A 16,228-nucleotide genomic window follows, 5' to 3' on the forward strand; every position below is an offset into this window, starting at 1 on the left:
CGCCGTTGCCCGTATTGCCGATGCCCGCCTATCGCCTGTCCGCGGCCGCCGCGCTGCTGTGCTGCCTGCCGCTTTCGCTGGCCGCCGCCGATCGCATCACCGGCCAGCCGTTCGCCACCCGCAGCGAGGTCCACGCGCCGCATGCGATGGCCGCCACCTCGCATCCGCTGGCCACCCAGATCGCGCTCGACATCATGAAGGCCGGCGGCTCGGCGGTGGACGCGGCGATCGCCGCCAACGCCGCGCTCGGGCTGATGGAGCCGACCGGCAACGGCATCGGCGGCGATCTGTTCGCGATCGTCTGGGATCCGGCCACCCGCAAGCTGCACGGCTACGACGGCTCCGGCCGCTCGCCACGTTCCCTGACCATGGACGAATTCCGCCGCCGCGGGCTCACCGAGATCCCGTCGCACGGCCCGCTGCCGGTGACGGTCCCGGGCACCGTCGACGGCTGGTTCGCCCTGCACGAACGCTTCGGCCGGCTGCCAATGGCCGACAACCTCGCACCGACCATCCGCTACGCCCGCGACGGCCACCCGGTGCACGAGGTGATCGCCCACTACTGGGACCGCTCGGTGCCGCGGCTGTCGCGCTGGCCGGGTTTCAGCGAGCAGTTCACCCTCGACGGCCGCGCCCCGCGCACCGGCGAGACCTGGAAGAACCCCAACCTCGCCGACACCCTGCAGAAGATCGTCGACGGCGGGCGCGATGCGTTCTACAGGGGTGACATCGCCCGCACCATCGGCGACTACTTCGCCGCCAACGACGGCTTCCTGTCCTACGACGATCTTGCCGCCCACACCGGCAACTGGGTAGAGCCGGTGTCGACCAGTTACCGCGGCGTCGACGTGTGGGAACTGCCGCCGAGCGGGCAGGGCATCGCCGCGCTGCAGATCCTCAACCTGCTCGAGCCCTACGACCTCAAGTCGTACGGCTTCGGCAGCCCCGAGCACGTGCACCTGTTCGTCGAGGCGAAGAAGCTGGCCTTCGCCGACCGCGCGCGCTGGTATGCCGACCCGGAGTTCCATCCGGCGCCGGTCGCGCGCCTGATCTCCAAGGACTATGCCCGTGAGCGCGGCGAGCTGATCTCGATGGACCGCGCACTGCGCGAGGTGCAGCCGGGCACGCCGGCGCAGCTCGACGAGGGCGACACCATCTACCTGACCACCGCCGATGCCAACGGGATGATGGTGTCGCTGATCCAGTCCAACTACCGCGGCATGGGCAGCGGCATGGCGCCGCCGGGGCTGGGCTTCATCCTCCAGGACCGCGGCGAGCAGTTCGTGCTGAAGGACGGCCATCCCAACAGCTACGCGCCGGGCAAGCGCCCGTTCCACACCATCATCCCGGCGTTCGCCACCCGGGGCGGCGAGCCGTGGCTGTCGTTCGGGTTGATGGGGGGCGCGATGCAGCCGCAGGGGCATGCGCAGATCATCATCAACATGATCGATTTCGGCATGAACCTGCAGGAGGCCGGCGACGCCCCGCGCATCCACCATGATGGTTCCACCGAACCCGCCGGACAGAACCTTGCGATGACCGACGGCGGCCGCATCGAGCTGGAATCCGGATTCCCCTACGAAACCGTGCGCGGACTGATGCGCCGCGGCCATCGCGTGCAGTTCGCCGACGGCCCCTACGGTGGCTACCAGGCGATCATGAAGAACCCGCACGGCGGCTGGACCGGCGCCAGCGAATCGCGCAAGGACGGCCAGGCGGCCGGGTACTGAGGGCACCGCGGCAGGACGACCCGCCGCGGCCAGCACATCGAGGGATGCACCACATGCAGATGGAACGCAGCACCGCCGTTACCCCCAGGCCCCGCCGGCGCGCCCTGTCGCTGCTCGCGGCGGCGTTGCTTACGCTGGCGGCGCCACTGGCGTACGCACAACCGGCTGCGGAGGCCGGTGCCCCGGAGGTGGATCAGGCCACCGCGACCGCCCAGCGCAACTACATCGGGCGCCTGGCGGAGACGCTGGCAGCCGAGGGCAGCGCGCGTGGGCTTGCCCACGCCGCGTGGCTCCGGGACTGGCAGCAGGCGCTGGATGGCACGGCCACGGGCACTGCCAGCCATCCGCAGGCACGCGCCTGGCGCGAGCTCGCATTGCAGCGGGCCGGCACCGATACCGTGGTGCTGGCGATGCTGGCCGGCGCCGATGACCCGTCGTCCACCCGGGCCGTCTCGCGTTGGCGGCAGCTTGCGCCCGGAAACCTGGTACCGGTGCTGTTCGCCGGGCTGGATCCGGAGCCGTTGCTCGCCGCCGCAGCGCGCACCAGCCACGCGCAGGGACACACGATCGACCAGCTGCGCTGGATCGTGGATGCCGTGCGCCGCCTGCCGCCCGCTCCGGACGCGCTCGCGCAGCTCGTCCCCGACGGGGTCGGCATCGACGATTTCGCGGTGATGCACGGCTGGGCGTACCTCGCCACCTTCGCCACACCCGACTTCGCGACACTGGTCGAGGCCTGTCGCGCCGCCGGGCAGCGCGGCGCCGAAACCGCGGCGGCATGTGGCAATGCGGCACGGGTGCTGCAGGGTGGTGATACACGCTTGCAGCAGATGGTCGGCACTGGCCTGGCCGGCGAAGTCGCCACCAGCGCCGGCGACCGCCAGCGGGCCGACGCGGCGCGCCGCCGCCTTGACTGGCAGATGTACGAACTCGGCCGCCTGAGCAGCGGCCTGCCCGACCAGGGCGTCGCCGAACACGTAGCACTGCTCGCCGATCCGGCACTCGACAGCGAAACCGCCATCCACGAGGCGCAGCTGCGTGCGGCCGGCATCCCGCTGGATCCGCCGGCGGGCTGGCAGCCGCCCTACCGGTAAGCCACGTGCTGCAGGGCGATGCGCAGAAGCCATTACCGCCGTCGCGCGACCCCGTCGCCAGCACGGTGATGAGTGCGGCCTACGTCCGGGGCTGCACCGCGCGGACGGCGCCGTGCTGGCGATGCCGGAGATCGATTGGCCGCCAGCGAAGTGCCCTCCAACAGCCACGCTCGGATAGCCGGGATCGACGTGCCGCCGGGCGGCTGGACGCCCACCGCATGACAGCCATGCGCGTTGCCGTGATGCTACTCGCCAGCACATTGGCCGCTTGCGCCGGCCACCGCGGCCACGTGATACACGAGATGGTCCCGCCGGCAGGCCGCGCACCGTATCCCCTCGGCGCGCAGCAACGCCTGTTCCTGATGCCGGTCCCGGTGACCGCGCCGATGCCGACGCTTGTCGCAGGCCGCTGGCCGCGTGTCGCCACCGTGGTCTGCGTCGAGTTCACCGTCACCATCGCGGGCGAGACCGTGGACATCGATACTGCCGGCCAGACCGGATGCGGTGGCTCGGCCCCGCTTGACCCCGCCCACCACGCGCGGCTGCGTGCAGCGGTCGAGGATGCGCTCGCGCGGTGGACGTGGCGCTCCGGTGCCATCTGCACGTTTCCGGAAGGCCTCCAGCCCAATGATGCGTGCCGCGCCCCCGGCATCCTCTACGAGGCGGTGCCAATGCGGCTGGATTACCGCTTCACGTTCGAACCCGGTCGCCAGGTCGACAAATAGCGCTGGGAGTCAGTTGGGCTGGCGCTCGCTAATCGCCGTGTGGCCGACGCTGGCCACGATGCGGGTGGGCACCATCAGGCTCCGTTTCTTGTCGAGGGTTTTCGTTTTTCGTCTCCAGCCCAATTGCGGGGCCATATCCAGGCGCCTGCCGGGTGTTTCACCGACCAAGGCGGTATCGGGCGCCGACTCGGGGGAATACCCGGCAGGCGCCCTTGCGCAAGTTCACGCCTTTGCTCGGTGTCCAAACCCGAATGGTTTCGCTCAACCAGACGCGCCGGTGAACCCTTCTCAATCCGCCGGCACTGTCCGCGTTGCCGCCCATTCGCGCAGTCCGTCGACCTGCTCGCGCATCACCACCGAGAGCGGCCGTGTCTGCCTGAGCTCGGCACGCAGGCCGAAGTCGCCGAGCGGTGCGTCGGCCGCGTGCGCCGCATACAGCGCGGAGACGATCGCCTGCTCGATCTCGGCACCGGAAAACCCCTCGGATGCCGCAGCCAGCGCGTCGAGATCGAAGTTGGCCGGGTCGAACCCGCGCGACGTCAGGTGCAGCGCGAACACTTCGCGCCGCACCTCCGCCACCGGCAGGTCGACGAAGAAGATCTCGTCGAAGCGGCCCTTGCGCAGCAGTTCCGCCGGCAGCTCATGCACCTGGTTGGCGGTGGCGACCAGGAACACCTTCGATTTGCGCTCCGCCATCCACGTCAGCAGGTAGCCGAGCACGCGCCGCGACACCCCGCCATCCTCGCCGCCGGTCGACGCCGCCAGCCCCTTCTCGATCTCGTCGATCCACAGCACGCACGGCGCCAGCTGTTCGGTGGAGGCCAGCGCCGCGCGCAGGTTCGCTTCGGTTTCGCCGTGGTACTTGTTGTAGAGCGTGCCGAAATCCAGCCGCACCAGCGGCACCCCGAAGCCGCCGGCGATCGCCTTGGCCAGCACCGACTTGCCGCAGCCCTGCACGCCCAGCAGCAGCACGCCCCTGGGTGGGTCCAGGCCGGGCGGCGCATCGCCCTCGACGAACACGCGGCGGCGCTGTTCCACCCAGCGCTTGAGCCGGCGCGCGCCGGCGACGTCGCCGAAACGCGCGGTGTCGTACTCGAAATGCAGGTGTCCGCTGCGGTTGAGCAGTTCGAAGCGCAGCTTCTGCAGCTTCGGCAGGTCGCTTTCGCACAGCACGCCGTCGTCGAACACCAGGTGCCGGGCGATGCGTTGCGCGTCGGGCGGGCTCAGACCCTGCAGGTTGCGCACGATGCGCTGCACGACCTGCTCGTCCATCTCCACCCGACGCCCGCCGTGCTCGGCGGCGTAGGCGCTGGCGACCTCGCGCACCACGCGCAACAACGCGGCCTGGTCGGGCAGGCGCGGCGCGTAACGCACGGCCATCGCCTCGAGCTCGTCGGGCAGCTCCACCCGGTGGCCCACCAGCACGATCACGTGCGGCAGGCATTCGCGCCGCTGCAGCAGGTCACGCAGCTGGCGGCGCGTGCCCGCCACGTCCAGGTACGGATGCACGTCGAGCAGCAGGTACACGCCGCGCTGCTCGGCACCCCGGATCGCGCGCAGCAGGGTGCCGACATCGGCCGCGCCGTCGGGTTCGTCCTCGCGGTCGAGGTCGATGCGGCGCAGCCCCTCGGTGATCGACCAGCGGTACATCGCCCGCCAGACATGCCGCAGGGACTGCCGGAACAGCGCCACCGCGCCCGGCTCGTCGCGGGTTTCGATGACGATCAACGGCGTGTCGGCGCGGATCAGCGCCACCAGGTCCTGCAGTTCGCTCATGCGTGGCTCCCCCGAAGCCGCGTGAAGATATCAGTTCGGCGGGCGTCGCCGGTGCGGTGTACGCTCGGGCTTCCACTCGGCGGAGCACGCGATGAAGACGATCCTGGTGGCGAGTTCCAAGGGCGGCGTGGGCAAGACCACCATCGCCTCCCACCTTGCGGCGCGCTCGGCGCTGGATGGCCGGCGCACGGTGCTGGTGGATGCGGATCCGCAGGGGTCGTCGATGCGCTGGGCCGAACGCCGTGCCGGGCTCGACAGCGCGGTGCTCCCGGTCGATGGCAGCCGCCGCCGCAAGCAGGCCTGGAATGCGATCCCCGGTGATGCCGACACCGTGGTGATCGATGCCGGCGCCGGCGCGATGCGCGAGGATCTCGACCCCTGGCTCGAGCACGCCGAGGCGCTGGTGGTGCCGGTGCTGCCGTCGGCGCTCGACATCGACGCCACCGTGGCCTTCCTCAACGGCATCGCCGAACATCCGCGGGTGCGCTCGCGCGAACTGCGCGTGGGCCTGGTCGGCAACCGCCTGCGGCCGTGGACCAACGCCTCGCAGCAGGCGATGGAACTGCTCGCCCAGTGGCCATACCCGGTGGTTGCGCAGCTGCGCGACAGCCAGGCCTACGTGGTGATGGTCGCGCTGGGCCGCAGCCTGTTCGACTACAACTCCCAGCAGGTGCGCGAGCACCAGGCCGACTGGCAGCCGCTGCTGAAGTGGGTGCGACGCAAGCCATGACCCCGTTGCCGATGCGCCGTGATGGCGCGATACCGAGTCCCTGATGCGCGAACTGATCCTGCTGCGACACGCCCACGCCGAATCGGCACTGCCCGACCAGCCCGACTTCGACCGGCCGCTGTCGGCCGACGGCCTTGCCGAGGCCGAGGCCGCGGCGCGCTGGCTGCTCGAACAGCGCCTGATCCCCGACCAGGTGCTGTGCTCGCCGGCACGGCGCACGCGCGAGACGCTGGAAGCCGCGCTCGCGGTGCTGGGCTATGTCGACCAGCGCCTGGAGCCGTCGATCTACGAGGCCACCCCCGGCACGCTGGCCGCGTTGCTGGACCGCTACCGCGACACCGAACGCGTGCTTCTCGTCGGCCACAACCCGGGGCTGGAGCGTCTCGTCGCACTGCTGCACAGCGGCCAGTCGGGCGACTACCGCGGCATGCCGCCGGCGGGGGTGGCGGTGCTGGAGTTCGATGAAGGTGCCGCCGTGGAACCCGGTGCGGCGCGCCTTGCCGCGTTCTGGTGGCCGTGACCGGCAGGACCGCGGAACGCTGGTGCTGTGCCTGGCTGTTGCTGCTGTTGGCCTGCCTGCCACGGCCGGCGACTGCGCTCGATGTCACCCGCGTGGATGCGCAGGACTCGGAGGTCGGCTTCGTGCTGCGCACCCGCTGGGGCCAGCGCCTGGAAGGGCGCATCCCGGTGCTGAGCGGTGACGTGCGCCCGGTGGGCGCCGGCCTGCGCCAGGTGCGGCTGCGGCTGTCGGCACGCGATGTCGAGATCGTCGGCCATCCACGCTACACCCAGCTCACCCGCGACGAGGCGTTCTTCGATGCCGACCGGCATCCCGAGGTGAGCTTCGTGTCGGATCCGTTCGGCCCCGAACTGGAGCGCACCGGCGGCGCGCTGGCGGGCGTGCTGCAGTTGCGCGGGGTGGAGCGTCGCGAGACCTTCCATGTCGAGCCCGCGCCCTGCGAAGAGCCGATGCGCGAATGCGCGGTGGTGGCCGCCGGGGTGGTGAACCGTGGCGACTATGCGATGGACCGCTGGAGCTTCGCACTCGGCGAGCGCGTGCAGTTCCGGCTGTCGCTGCGTGGCACGGAAGCGGCCGCGCCGTGACTGCCGTGCTGCGTGCCTGCCTGGCCGCGCTGCTGGCGCTGGCCACCAGCGGCTGCGCCGGGCTCGGCGCGGTGCAGCGCGCCGAGGCCCAGCGCATCGCCGATGCCGCGCGCGACACCGTACTGGAATGCCATGACCCGGTCGGGCGCTGCGCGCGCGAGTCGCCGCTGCGCGCGCTCGCCAGCCGCGCCTATGCGGCCAGCACGCCGGACGCGCCGCGCCACTACGCGCTGATGCTCGACTACGGCCAGGACGCGTTGCTCGCGCGGCTGGACCTGATCCGCGGCGCGCGCGAGTCGATCGACCTGCAGACCTACATCTTCGACGAGGACGATTCCGGGCATCTGATCCTCGACGAACTGCTCACCGCGGCGCGGCGTGGCGTGCGCGTGCGCATGCTGGTCGACCAGCTCTCCGCGCTGCGCAACGTCGACACCCTGGCCGCGCTGGTGTCGGCACACGCCAACTTCGAGCTCCGGGTCTACAACCCGGTGCTGGGCCGCGCGCGCATCAGCTATCCGATGTATGTCGCCGCGGCAGCCTGCTGCTGGCGCCAGCTCAACCGCCGCATGCACAACAAGATGCTGCTGGTGGACGGCATCGTCGGCCTGACCGGCGGGCGCAACTACCAGGACAGCTATTTCGACTGGGATTCCAGCTACAACTTCCGCGATCGCGACATCCTCGTCGGCGGTCCGGTCACCCGCGACATGCAGGCCAACTTCAACGCGTTCTGGATCGCACCGCTGAGCATTCCGGCCGCGCAGCTGTCCGATGTCGGCCGGCGCCTGCTGCGGCATGGCGCACCGGAGATGCCGCACGAACCATTCGCCGCGCCCGACCGCGTGGCCACGGTGTCGCGCCAGGCCGATGACCCGCTGCTGCTCGGGCAGCGGCTGGTGGATGCCGTGATCGCGGTGGGCGAGGTCGAGTTCATTGCCGACACGCCGGCCAAGCATCGTCCGGGGCAGCGTGCGCTGGCGCCGTCGACCGGGCGCCTGCGCGAGCTGATCGAGTCCGCCGACGAGGAGGTACTGCTGCAGACGCCGTACCTGGTGCTGTCGCGCCCGGCGCAGGACATGTTCCGCGCGCTGCACGCGCGCGACGACGGCCCGCGCGTGGTGGTGTCGACCAACAGCCTGGCCGCCACCGATTCCTTCATCACCTACGCGCTGTCGTACAAGTACAAGCGCCGCTACCTGCGCGAGTTCGGCTTCAACATCTACGAGTACAAGCCGTTCCCGCAGAACGCGCCGATCGACCTCGACGCCACCCGCGCGCTCGATCCCGGCTGGGGCCTGGCGGTCACCGGCCACGCGCAGGCCGACGAAGCGCGCGCGCTGGCCGACATCGACGCCGGGCATCGCGACGATGTCCGCCGCAGCGCGGCAACCGCGACCGGCGCGCATGCGGTGCGCGCGGTCGTGGCCGACGACCGGCCCGCGCCGGGCCAGCGCACCCAGCAGCAACGCCTGCCACTGGACCGCGAGTACGCCGCGCTGCGCTATGCCGGCCTCGGCGTGAACCGTCCGGTGCCGCTGCGTCGCGCAGGGCTGCGCTTCGGCCTGCATTCGAAGTCGCTGGTGATCGACCAGCGCGTGGGCGTGGTCGGCACCCACAACTTCGACCCGCGCGGCGACAACCTCAATACCGAAAGCGCGGTGGTGATCGGGGATCCGGCATTCGCGCGCGCACTGGCGGCCAGCATCCGCAACGACATGCTGCCGCAGAACTCCTGGGTGATCGGCCCGCGCGACAAGGCACCGGTGCTGTCGGGCGTGGAGTATTCGCTGGGCAAGGCCTCGGAACAGTTGCCTCTGTTCGATCTGTGGCCGATCCGTTACGCCACGAGCTACGAGTTCGCACCCGGGCCCGGCTGCCCGGTGCCGCCGCCGCCCGACCATCCGGATTTCCGCGACTGCCATCGGCCGGTGGGCGACTTCCCCGAGGTGAACCTCGGCTTCAAGTCGTTGCTGACGCGCATCTTCACCGCGTTCGGCGCGGGACTGGCGCCGATCCTGTAGCGCTTCGCCGGTGGGCGAGCGCGGAGCGGCGCCCCCGGACGGCGGCGGCGTGGGGCAGTCATTCCCAGGGCCGACGGCGCGACGCTTATCGGCATTCCATAGACGTGCTGTCACGCCGACCGCCGCCACGCCTGCCGGGCCATCAGAGCGCCCGGACCCTCCAGGGTCGGAGGACACACGGGGCACGCAGCGAAGCTGAATAGGACGACTTGGCCTATTCAGAAATCCATGGAAACCCGCCGGAACCGACCGTCCGTCGGCAGGTATTCAGCCGATCATCCCTATAATCTCTTTCAAATCAACAGCTTAAATCGGATGCGCCGACAGGATGACTTCCGGCACATGGTTTTGCATCTAGGTGTTGTAGTCTACCAGCACACCGCAGCACTACTTGCCCACAACGGAGTCCCCCCATGAACGCCCACGTCCTCCCCGCCGCCTCACGTCGCGAGCTGCTGGTCCAGACCCTCAACGCCGTGCGCCAGGCACCGACCGCGTCCTCGCATCGCAACCGCGACTTCGGCATCGGCTACGGCCGCAGCAGCGGTTACGGCCGCGCGGCCCGCTATGTCGACTCGAGCCCGGCGCCGCGGTTCCGCCTCGCCTGACAGCCTTTCTTCCAACCAGGAGTTCCATCGATGAAACGTTCAACGTCCCCGTCCATCCCGACCCCGCGGCCGGCCGACGAGCGCCCCCGCAGCGAGCGCAGCACGCGCAGCCATGAGTTCGGCAACTACGCGCGCAGCACCTACCTCAACCATCGCCGCTATGCGTACAGCCCGCTGGCCTCGCGTTTCCGCATCGCATGAGCGAAGGCGGCAGCCCACGGGCGCAACGCCCACTGCAGGGATCCACCGCATGATCCGGCCCCATTGACGGCCAGCCCGCCCAACCGCGCGCTGGCCGTCCCCGCCGTGGCTCGGCTATCGTGCCGCCGATGAACGACACCGTTGCACCCGCCAGTACCCGCCCGCTGTTCCGCGGCCAGCCCGACCTCGACGCGCTCAATGCGATGTCGCGCGGCACCGCGATGGAAGCCCTGGGCATCGTCTTCACCGGGGTCGGCCCCGATTACCTGCGCGCGACCATGCCGGTCGAGGCGCGCACCCACCAGCCCTATGGCCTGCTGCATGGCGGCGCCTCCGCGCTGCTGGCCGAAACCGTCGGCAGCACCGCCGGCATGCTCGCGGTCGAGGAAGGCAAGGGCTGCGTCGGCATCGAGATCAACGCCAACCATCTGCGCGCCGTGCGCAGCGGCCTCGTGACCGCCACCGCACGCCCGCTGCACGTGGGCCGCCAGACCCAGGTGTGGGAGATCCGCATCGAGGATCCCACGGGCCGCCTGGTGTGCGTGTCGCGGCTGACGCTTGCGGTGATCCCGCTGCCGCCGTCGCGCGAACCCTCGGCGGACTGACCGGCCGGGGCCGGGCGCGGGCTGACGCATAATCGACGTCGTTCGCGCGCCTGCGCCGCCTTTTTCGCACATGACCACCGCCACCCCCATCCCGTCCTCCGGCCCGCTCGCCCGTGCGCTGCGTTACCTGCTGCGCACGCCGCTGCTGGCGTGGCACCTGTTCGTGCACCTGACCGTGGTGATGATCGTGGTGGTGTCGCCGCTCGGCCGGATGCGGTTGCGCAGCGGCGAGTCCCTCGGCCACCGCATCATCCGCGCGTGGCAGGCGGGGCTGATGCGGGTGTTCGGCTTCCGCCTGCGCCGCAGCGGCACGCCGCTGCCGGGTGCGGTGCTGTTCGTGGCCAACCACGTCAGCTGGATCGACATCGTCGCCCTGCACAGCCAGCACATGATGGGCTTCGTGGCGAAGAAGGAGATCGCCGGCTGGCCGGTGGTGGGCTGGCTGGCGAAACACGGCGAGACGATCTTCCACCAGCGCGGCAGCCAGGAGTCACTTGGCGGCGTGCTCGAGGAAATGCAGCTGCGCCTGCGCGAGGGCCGTGCGGTCGGGGTGTTCCCGGAAGGCCGCACCCGCGACGGCGCCGAACTGGGCCCGTTCCATGCACGGATCTTCACTGCAGCGGTGGAGACCGGGGTGCCGGTGCAGCCGGTGGCGTTGCGCTATGGCACGCATGGCGAGGCGCAGCGCGTGGTCGCGTTCCGTGGCCGCGAGAGCTTCGTCGCCAATTTCTTCCGCCTGCTCGGCGAGGCGCCGCGCGATGCCGAGGTCGCCTTCCTCGAGCCGATGATGCCGGGCGATGCCGACGGACGCCGGCGCATCGCCGAGGTCTCGCGCGAACGCATCATGGCTGCGCTCGGCCAGGCGCCGCGGCACCGCGAGCGTCGCGAGGCCCACGAGGTCGCCGCCGATGCAGGCCAGGGCCCGCGGCGCGTGACCGGCACCGCGCTGCCCGCCAGCGCCTACGCACCGCCACCCTGGCTGCGCAATGCGCATGTGCAGTCGGTGCTGGGCAGCAGCCAGTGGCGGCGTCAGCGCGGCGCGCGCGCACTGGTGGCGACCGGCGCCGTCACCACCGAGCACCTGCTCGACGGCGGCGACGGCGTGCGCCTGCACGGCCTGCACAGCACTATCGAAGGGCGCACCCCGCGCGGGCTGGCGCTGCTGCTGCACGGCTGGGAGGGCAGCACCGAATCGAGCTACATGCGGCTGACCGCGGCGCGTTTCCTGCGTGCCGGCTTCGACGTGTTCCGGCTGAACTTCCGCGACCACGGCCCGACCCACCACCTCAACGAGGAACTGTTCCACTCCGCACGCATCGACGAGGTGGTGCATGCCGCCGCCGATGTCTGCGCGCGCTTTCCGGCGCGCCCGCTGGTGGCCGCCGGCTATTCGCTGGGCGGCAACTTCGCCCTGCGCCTGGCGCTGCGCGCCCCCGGCGCGGGCCTGCCGCTGGTGGCGGTATCGGCGGTGTGCCCGGTGCTCGATCCCGCGCTGACCCTGCAGCGGATGGAGCGCGGCATGCCGATCTACCTGCACCACTTCGAGCGCAAGTGGCGCGAATCGCTGGTGCGCAAGCGCTCGCTGTTCCCGCACCGGCTCACCCTCGACGACAGCGTGCTGCGGCTGGGCATGCGCGACCTCACCGAATGGCTGGTGCTGCGCCACACCGCGTTCAGTTCGCTCGACGAATATTTCCAGGGCTATTCGATCGCCGGTGACCGCCTGGCCGGCCTCGGGGTGCCGGCGCACGTGCTCACCAGCGAGGACGACCCGGTGATCCCCGCCGACGGCTTCCGCGCGCTGCCCGACAACCCGTGTCTCCAGGTCGAGATCGCGCGCTGGGGCGGGCACTGCGGCTTCATCGAGAACGCGCGGCTGGACGGCTATGCCGAGCGCTGGGCGGTCGAGCGGCTGCTGGGCGACCCGCAGGTGGTGGCGCAGGCCGCCGCACACTGAGGGCGCAGGGCGCTTCTGCCCCGGCCGCTACAATGGCCGGCCCGGCCAGCTGGCCGAAGCTGCGGATCCGCGCCCCATGTACGACAGCATTCTCGATGCCCTGCGCCGCGGCGCGCCTGCCGAAGCCCTCGCCGCCGCGCGCGCGCTGGTCTCCGAACGCCCCGACGATGCCCGGGCCCGGGAGCTGATGGCGCAGGCGCAGCGGATGGCCGGCGACACCGACGGCGCGCTGTCCAGCCTCGACGGTGCGATCGCGCTGCAGCCCGACGAGGCCTCGCTGCACTTCCAGCGCGCGGCGATCCTGCTGGCGCGCCGCGACATCGACGGCGCGACCTCCGCGCTCGGCCGCACCCTCGAGCTCGACCCGAACCGCTACCAGGCCTACATCGTGCAGGCGGAGCTGGCGATCGGCCGCGGCGATCTCGACGAGGCCGAGCGGCTGGAGAAGATGGCCGCGCGCCTGGGCGAGGGCGACCCGGGGCTGTCGGCGGTGCGCGGCATGATCGCGCTGCGCCGTGGCGACCGCGACCGCGCGCTGTCGATCCTCTCCACCGCCGCCGAGCGCAATCCCGACGACCCGCAGCTGCTCAACGCGCTGGCGTTCGCCTACATCGCCAGGGACCACCTCGCCTTCGCCGAACAGACCCTGCTGCGGCTGTGCGACCTGGTGCCCGGCAACACCCCGGCGCGCCGGCTGCTGGCCGACGTGGTGCTGCGCCAGGGCCGCCCGGGCGATGCCTCGGTGCATATCGAACAGGTGCTGGCGGCCGGACGGGCCTCGACCGAACACCTGCGCTTTGCCGGCGGCGTCGACATGCAGACCGGGCAGATGCCGCGTGCGACCACGCGGCTGAAGGAGGTGCTCGCCCGCACCCCGGACGACCGCACCACCCTCGACCTGCTGATGCGCTGCTGGGAACTGCAGGACGACCGCGACGATGCCCGCGCCACGCTCGAGGCCGCCATCGCCCGCAGCCCGCGCAACGCCGCGCTGTGGGATGCCCGCCTGGGCGTGGACGGCCATGACGGCGAGGCCGCGCTGGCGGTGGTCGAGCGCTGGAGCCAGGCGATGCCGGAGAGCCCGGCGCCGTTGCAGGCGCGTGTACGCGTGGCGCTGGCCGCCGGCGATGCCGCCGCCGCCGAAGCCGCCGCGCGCGAACTGGCCGGACGCCTGCCCAACGACCCGCGCGCCCAGACCCAGTACCTCGACATCCTGTCCGCGCGCGATCCGCAGGCCTCGGTGGCGCATCTGCGCACGCTCGAGGCCGCGGCCGGCGACGACGACAACCGCCGCCTGCAGGTGCAGGGCTGGCGTGCGCTGGCCCATGACCAGGCCGGCGAGGCCGCCGACGCCGCCAGGGTGTGGCTCGACACCCACGCCGCCTGGGCGCAGCGGCTGATGCCGCTACCGACGTGGACGGGCGCCGACGCCGACCGCGCCCCGGCTGCCACCGTGGATCCCGAGGCCGCCCGGCTGGTGTTCATGGCCGGCCTGCCCGGCTCCAGCCACGAGCAGGTCGGCCGCCTGCTCGACGGCGTGGTGTCGGCGTTCCGCGCCGACCGCCTCGGCACCAACCCGCCGCGCGACGCACTGCAGAACGTGCACACCGCCGGCCGGCTGGTGCGCGGCGAAACCACCGCCGCCGACGTGCACGCCGAATGGCGCACGCAGCTGCCGGCCCGTCGCATCCAGGGCGCGCTGATCGACTGGCTGCTGTGGTGGGACAACGCCTACCTCGACATCACCCGCGCCCACCTGCCGCATGCCGAGCTGCTGATGGTCGTGCGCGACCCGCGCGACATGCTGCTCAACTGGCTGGCTTTCGGCAGCCCGGTGCCGTTCCGCATGGGCACGCCCGAGGAAGGCGCCGCCTGGCTGGCGCAGGGGCTCGAGCACATCGTGGTGCTGGCCGAGCAGGAGCTGCAGCCGCTGCTGCTGCTGCGCACCGACGAGGCCGGCAACGACCCGCGGGTGCTGTCGGCCACGCTGGCGCAGCTGCTCGGCGTCGAGCTGCCGGTGCCGCCGCCGCAGCTCTTCAGCGACCAGTACCGCTTCCCGGCCGGCAACTGGCGCCGCTACACCGGCGTGCTCGGCGCGGCGTTCGCGATGCTCACCCCGGTCGCGGTACGGTTGGGCTATTCCGAAACCTGATCCGGAGGATTCCCATGCACATCCGCAGCGACAGTTTCGAGCACGGCCAGCCGATCCCGTCGGAGTTCGCGCTGGGCGCGCCGGAAGGGTTCGGTGGCAACCGCAACCCGCACCTGGCCTGGGGTGACGCGCCCGGAGGCACGCGCTCGTTCGTGCTGATGTGCATCGACGCCGACGCCCCCACGCAACCGGAGATGGCCGGCAAGGAGGGCGTGGAGATCCCGTCCGACCAGCCGCGCGCCGATTTCGTGCACTGGGTGATGGTGGACATCCCGCCATCGACCACCGCGATCGACGCCGGCGCCTGCAGCCACGGGTTCGACAAGGGCGGCAAGCCCGACCCGCAGGGCCCGGCCGGCGCGCGCCAGGGCCGCAACGACTACACCGGCTGGTTCGCCGGCGACGCCGACATGGCCGGCACCTACCGCGGCTACGACGGCCCGTATCCGCCGCCCAACGACCTGCGCGTGCACCGCTACTTCTTCCGGGTGTTCGCGCTCGACGTCGACCGCCTCGAGGTCGGCGACGACTTCACCGCCGCCGATGCATTCGCCGCGATGCACGGCCACGTGCTCGCCGAGGCCACGATCCACGGCACCTACTCGCTCAACCGCAACGCGGGGGCGTAGTCTCGACGCTGCTTGCCCCTCTCCCGCATGCGGGAGAGGGTGCCCCGAAGGGGCGGGTGAGGGCGCTCCTGCTCAACTCCCCGCCGGCATCCATACCAGCAGCGCGATGCCCAGCAGGATGCGGTAGATCGCAAAACCGGTGAAGCGGTGGCGCTTGATGTAGTCCATCAGCCAGCGCACCACGATGAAGCCGGTGACCGTGGCGGCCGCGAACGCCACTGCGACATCGCCCCAGTCCTCGCCACCGGGACCCTCGTCCAGCCACAGCTCCAGGAAGGCATAGCCGCTGGCCGCGAACATCGTCGGGATGCCGACCAGGAACGCGAATTCGGCCGCCGCGGAGCGCCGGCTCAGGCCAAGCAGCATGGCCAGGAAGATCGTCGTCGCCGAACGTGAGGTGCCGGGAAACACCCCCGCCACCACCTGCGCCAGGCCCACCGCGATCGCCACCGTCCAGGTCACGTAGGCACCGTCGCCGCCGCGGCGCTCGGCGAGGTATTCCGCCACCAGCATCCAGATCCCGCCCAGCACCAGCGCCCACGCCACCGGCGTCACCGACTCCGGCAGCTCCCAGCCGGCCAGCCGCACCGGCAGACCCACCAGCGCGGTGACCAGGAACGCCACCGCCAGCTTGGCCACGTAATCGCGGTTGTCGCGATCGCCCAGATTCGTGGCCAGCCCCCACAGCCGCTGCCGGAACACCAGCGTGATCGCCAGGATCGCCCCGGCCTGGATGACGATATTGAAGAAGTCCGAGCGCGCACCGAGCCAGTGCTGCGCGATCAGCAGGTGCCCGGTGCTCGATACCGGCAGGAATTCGGTGACGCCTTCGATGATGCCCAGGACGAGGGCGGACAGCAGGTCGGACACGGGACGGGCCGGCAATGGGGGAC

General features: G+C 71.3%; 15 protein-coding genes and 1 pseudogene. 14 read left to right on the forward strand and 2 right to left on the reverse strand.

Translation table 11 applies throughout. The annotated features are described in order from the left end of the window. Nucleotides 1-20: 20 nt before the first annotated feature. From ggt to LDO11_RS00185, 3 genes are all read left to right on the forward strand, one after another. Nucleotides 21-1,730: a gamma-glutamyltransferase gene (ggt, locus tag LDO11_RS00175; protein WP_232139718.1), complete on the forward strand. Its 1,710-nt coding sequence runs from the start codon at nt 21-23 to the stop codon at nt 1,728-1,730. 53 nt (nt 1,731-1,783) lie between these two features. Beyond that, nucleotides 1,784-2,824: a hypothetical protein gene (locus tag LDO11_RS00180; protein WP_232139719.1), complete on the forward strand. Its 1,041-nt coding sequence runs from the start codon at nt 1,784-1,786 to the stop codon at nt 2,822-2,824. A 227-nt stretch (nt 2,825-3,051) separates the two neighbouring features. Beyond that, nucleotides 3,052-3,549, forward strand: a complete 498-nt coding sequence (locus LDO11_RS00185) for a hypothetical protein (protein ID WP_206733339.1) — start codon at nt 3,052-3,054, stop codon at nt 3,547-3,549. A gap of 288 nt (nt 3,550-3,837) precedes the next feature. Here the strand turns inward: LDO11_RS00185 and LDO11_RS00190 are convergent, their stop codons facing one another. Then, on the reverse strand, nt 3,838-5,325 hold the full coding sequence (locus LDO11_RS00190; RefSeq protein ID WP_232139720.1) for an AAA family ATPase: 1,488 nt from the start codon (nt 5,323-5,325) through the stop codon (nt 3,838-3,840). 91 nt (nt 5,326-5,416) lie between these two features. Here LDO11_RS00190 and LDO11_RS00195 point away from each other — a divergent pair, with 91 nt between their 5' ends. The 11 genes and pseudogenes from LDO11_RS00195 to LDO11_RS00245 all read left to right on the forward strand — a co-directional run bounded on the left by LDO11_RS00195 (nt 5,417) and on the right by LDO11_RS00245 (nt 15,335). Beyond that, on the forward strand, nt 5,417-6,055 hold the full coding sequence (locus LDO11_RS00195; RefSeq protein ID WP_129134730.1) for a nucleotide-binding protein: 639 nt from the start codon (nt 5,417-5,419) through the stop codon (nt 6,053-6,055). A 43-nt stretch (nt 6,056-6,098) separates the two neighbouring features. Then, on the forward strand, nt 6,099-6,575 hold the full coding sequence (locus LDO11_RS00200; protein WP_232139721.1) for a SixA phosphatase family protein: 477 nt from the start codon (nt 6,099-6,101) through the stop codon (nt 6,573-6,575). Beyond that, a complete protein-coding gene (locus LDO11_RS00205) occupies nt 6,572-7,159 on the forward strand; it encodes a YceI family protein (protein WP_232139722.1) in 588 nt (195 codons plus the stop codon). The genes LDO11_RS00200 and LDO11_RS00205 overlap by 4 nt, the downstream gene beginning before the upstream one ends. Next, entirely contained in the window at nt 7,156-9,183 is a 2,028-nt protein-coding gene (locus LDO11_RS00210; RefSeq protein WP_232139723.1) for a phospholipase D-like domain-containing protein, read from the forward strand. Before LDO11_RS00205 ends, LDO11_RS00210 begins: the two co-directional genes overlap by 4 nt. A 413-nt stretch (nt 9,184-9,596) precedes the next feature. Next, nucleotides 9,597-9,791 carry a hypothetical protein gene (locus LDO11_RS00215; RefSeq protein ID WP_232139724.1) on the forward strand — a complete coding sequence of 65 codons (195 nt, stop codon included), beginning with the start codon at nt 9,597-9,599 and terminating at the stop codon, nt 9,789-9,791. A gap of 30 nt (nt 9,792-9,821) precedes the next feature. Then, the gene (locus LDO11_RS00220; protein ID WP_232139725.1) at nt 9,822-9,992 is read left to right on the forward strand and encodes a hypothetical protein; all 171 of its coding nucleotides are present in this window, start codon (nt 9,822-9,824) and stop codon (nt 9,990-9,992) included. A 203-nt stretch (nt 9,993-10,195) separates the two neighbouring features. Continuing rightward, a complete protein-coding gene (locus LDO11_RS00225; protein WP_435574585.1) occupies nt 10,196-10,597 on the forward strand; it encodes a hotdog fold thioesterase in 402 nt (133 codons plus the stop codon). Nucleotides 10,598-10,667: 70 nt separating this feature from the next. Next, nucleotides 10,668-11,453, forward strand: a pseudogene (locus LDO11_RS00230) (lysophospholipid acyltransferase family protein); the annotation flags it as partial. 90 nt (nt 11,454-11,543) lie between these two features. Further along, nucleotides 11,544-12,554 (forward strand): YheT family hydrolase, encoded by a 1,011-nt coding sequence (locus tag LDO11_RS00235; protein WP_232140298.1) that lies wholly within the window; start codon nt 11,544-11,546, stop codon nt 12,552-12,554. A gap of 76 nt (nt 12,555-12,630) precedes the next feature. Beyond that, on the forward strand, nt 12,631-14,706 hold the full coding sequence (locus tag LDO11_RS00240) for a tetratricopeptide repeat protein (RefSeq protein ID WP_232139727.1): 2,076 nt from the start codon (nt 12,631-12,633) through the stop codon (nt 14,704-14,706). Nucleotides 14,707-14,720: 14 nt separating this feature from the next. Beyond that, a complete protein-coding gene (locus tag LDO11_RS00245; RefSeq protein WP_232139728.1) occupies nt 14,721-15,335 on the forward strand; it encodes a YbhB/YbcL family Raf kinase inhibitor-like protein in 615 nt (204 codons plus the stop codon). Between the two features lie 72 nt (nt 15,336-15,407). Here the strand turns inward: LDO11_RS00245 and LDO11_RS00250 are convergent, their stop codons facing one another. Next, nucleotides 15,408-16,205 (reverse strand): undecaprenyl-diphosphate phosphatase, encoded by a 798-nt coding sequence (locus LDO11_RS00250; RefSeq protein ID WP_232139729.1) that lies wholly within the window; start codon nt 16,203-16,205, stop codon nt 15,408-15,410. Nucleotides 16,206-16,228 lie beyond the last annotated feature (23 nt).

It is taken from the genome of Alterluteimonas muca (assembly GCF_021191595.1).
In the GTDB taxonomy this organism is placed as follows: domain Bacteria; phylum Pseudomonadota; class Gammaproteobacteria; order Xanthomonadales; family Xanthomonadaceae; genus Luteimonas; species Luteimonas muca.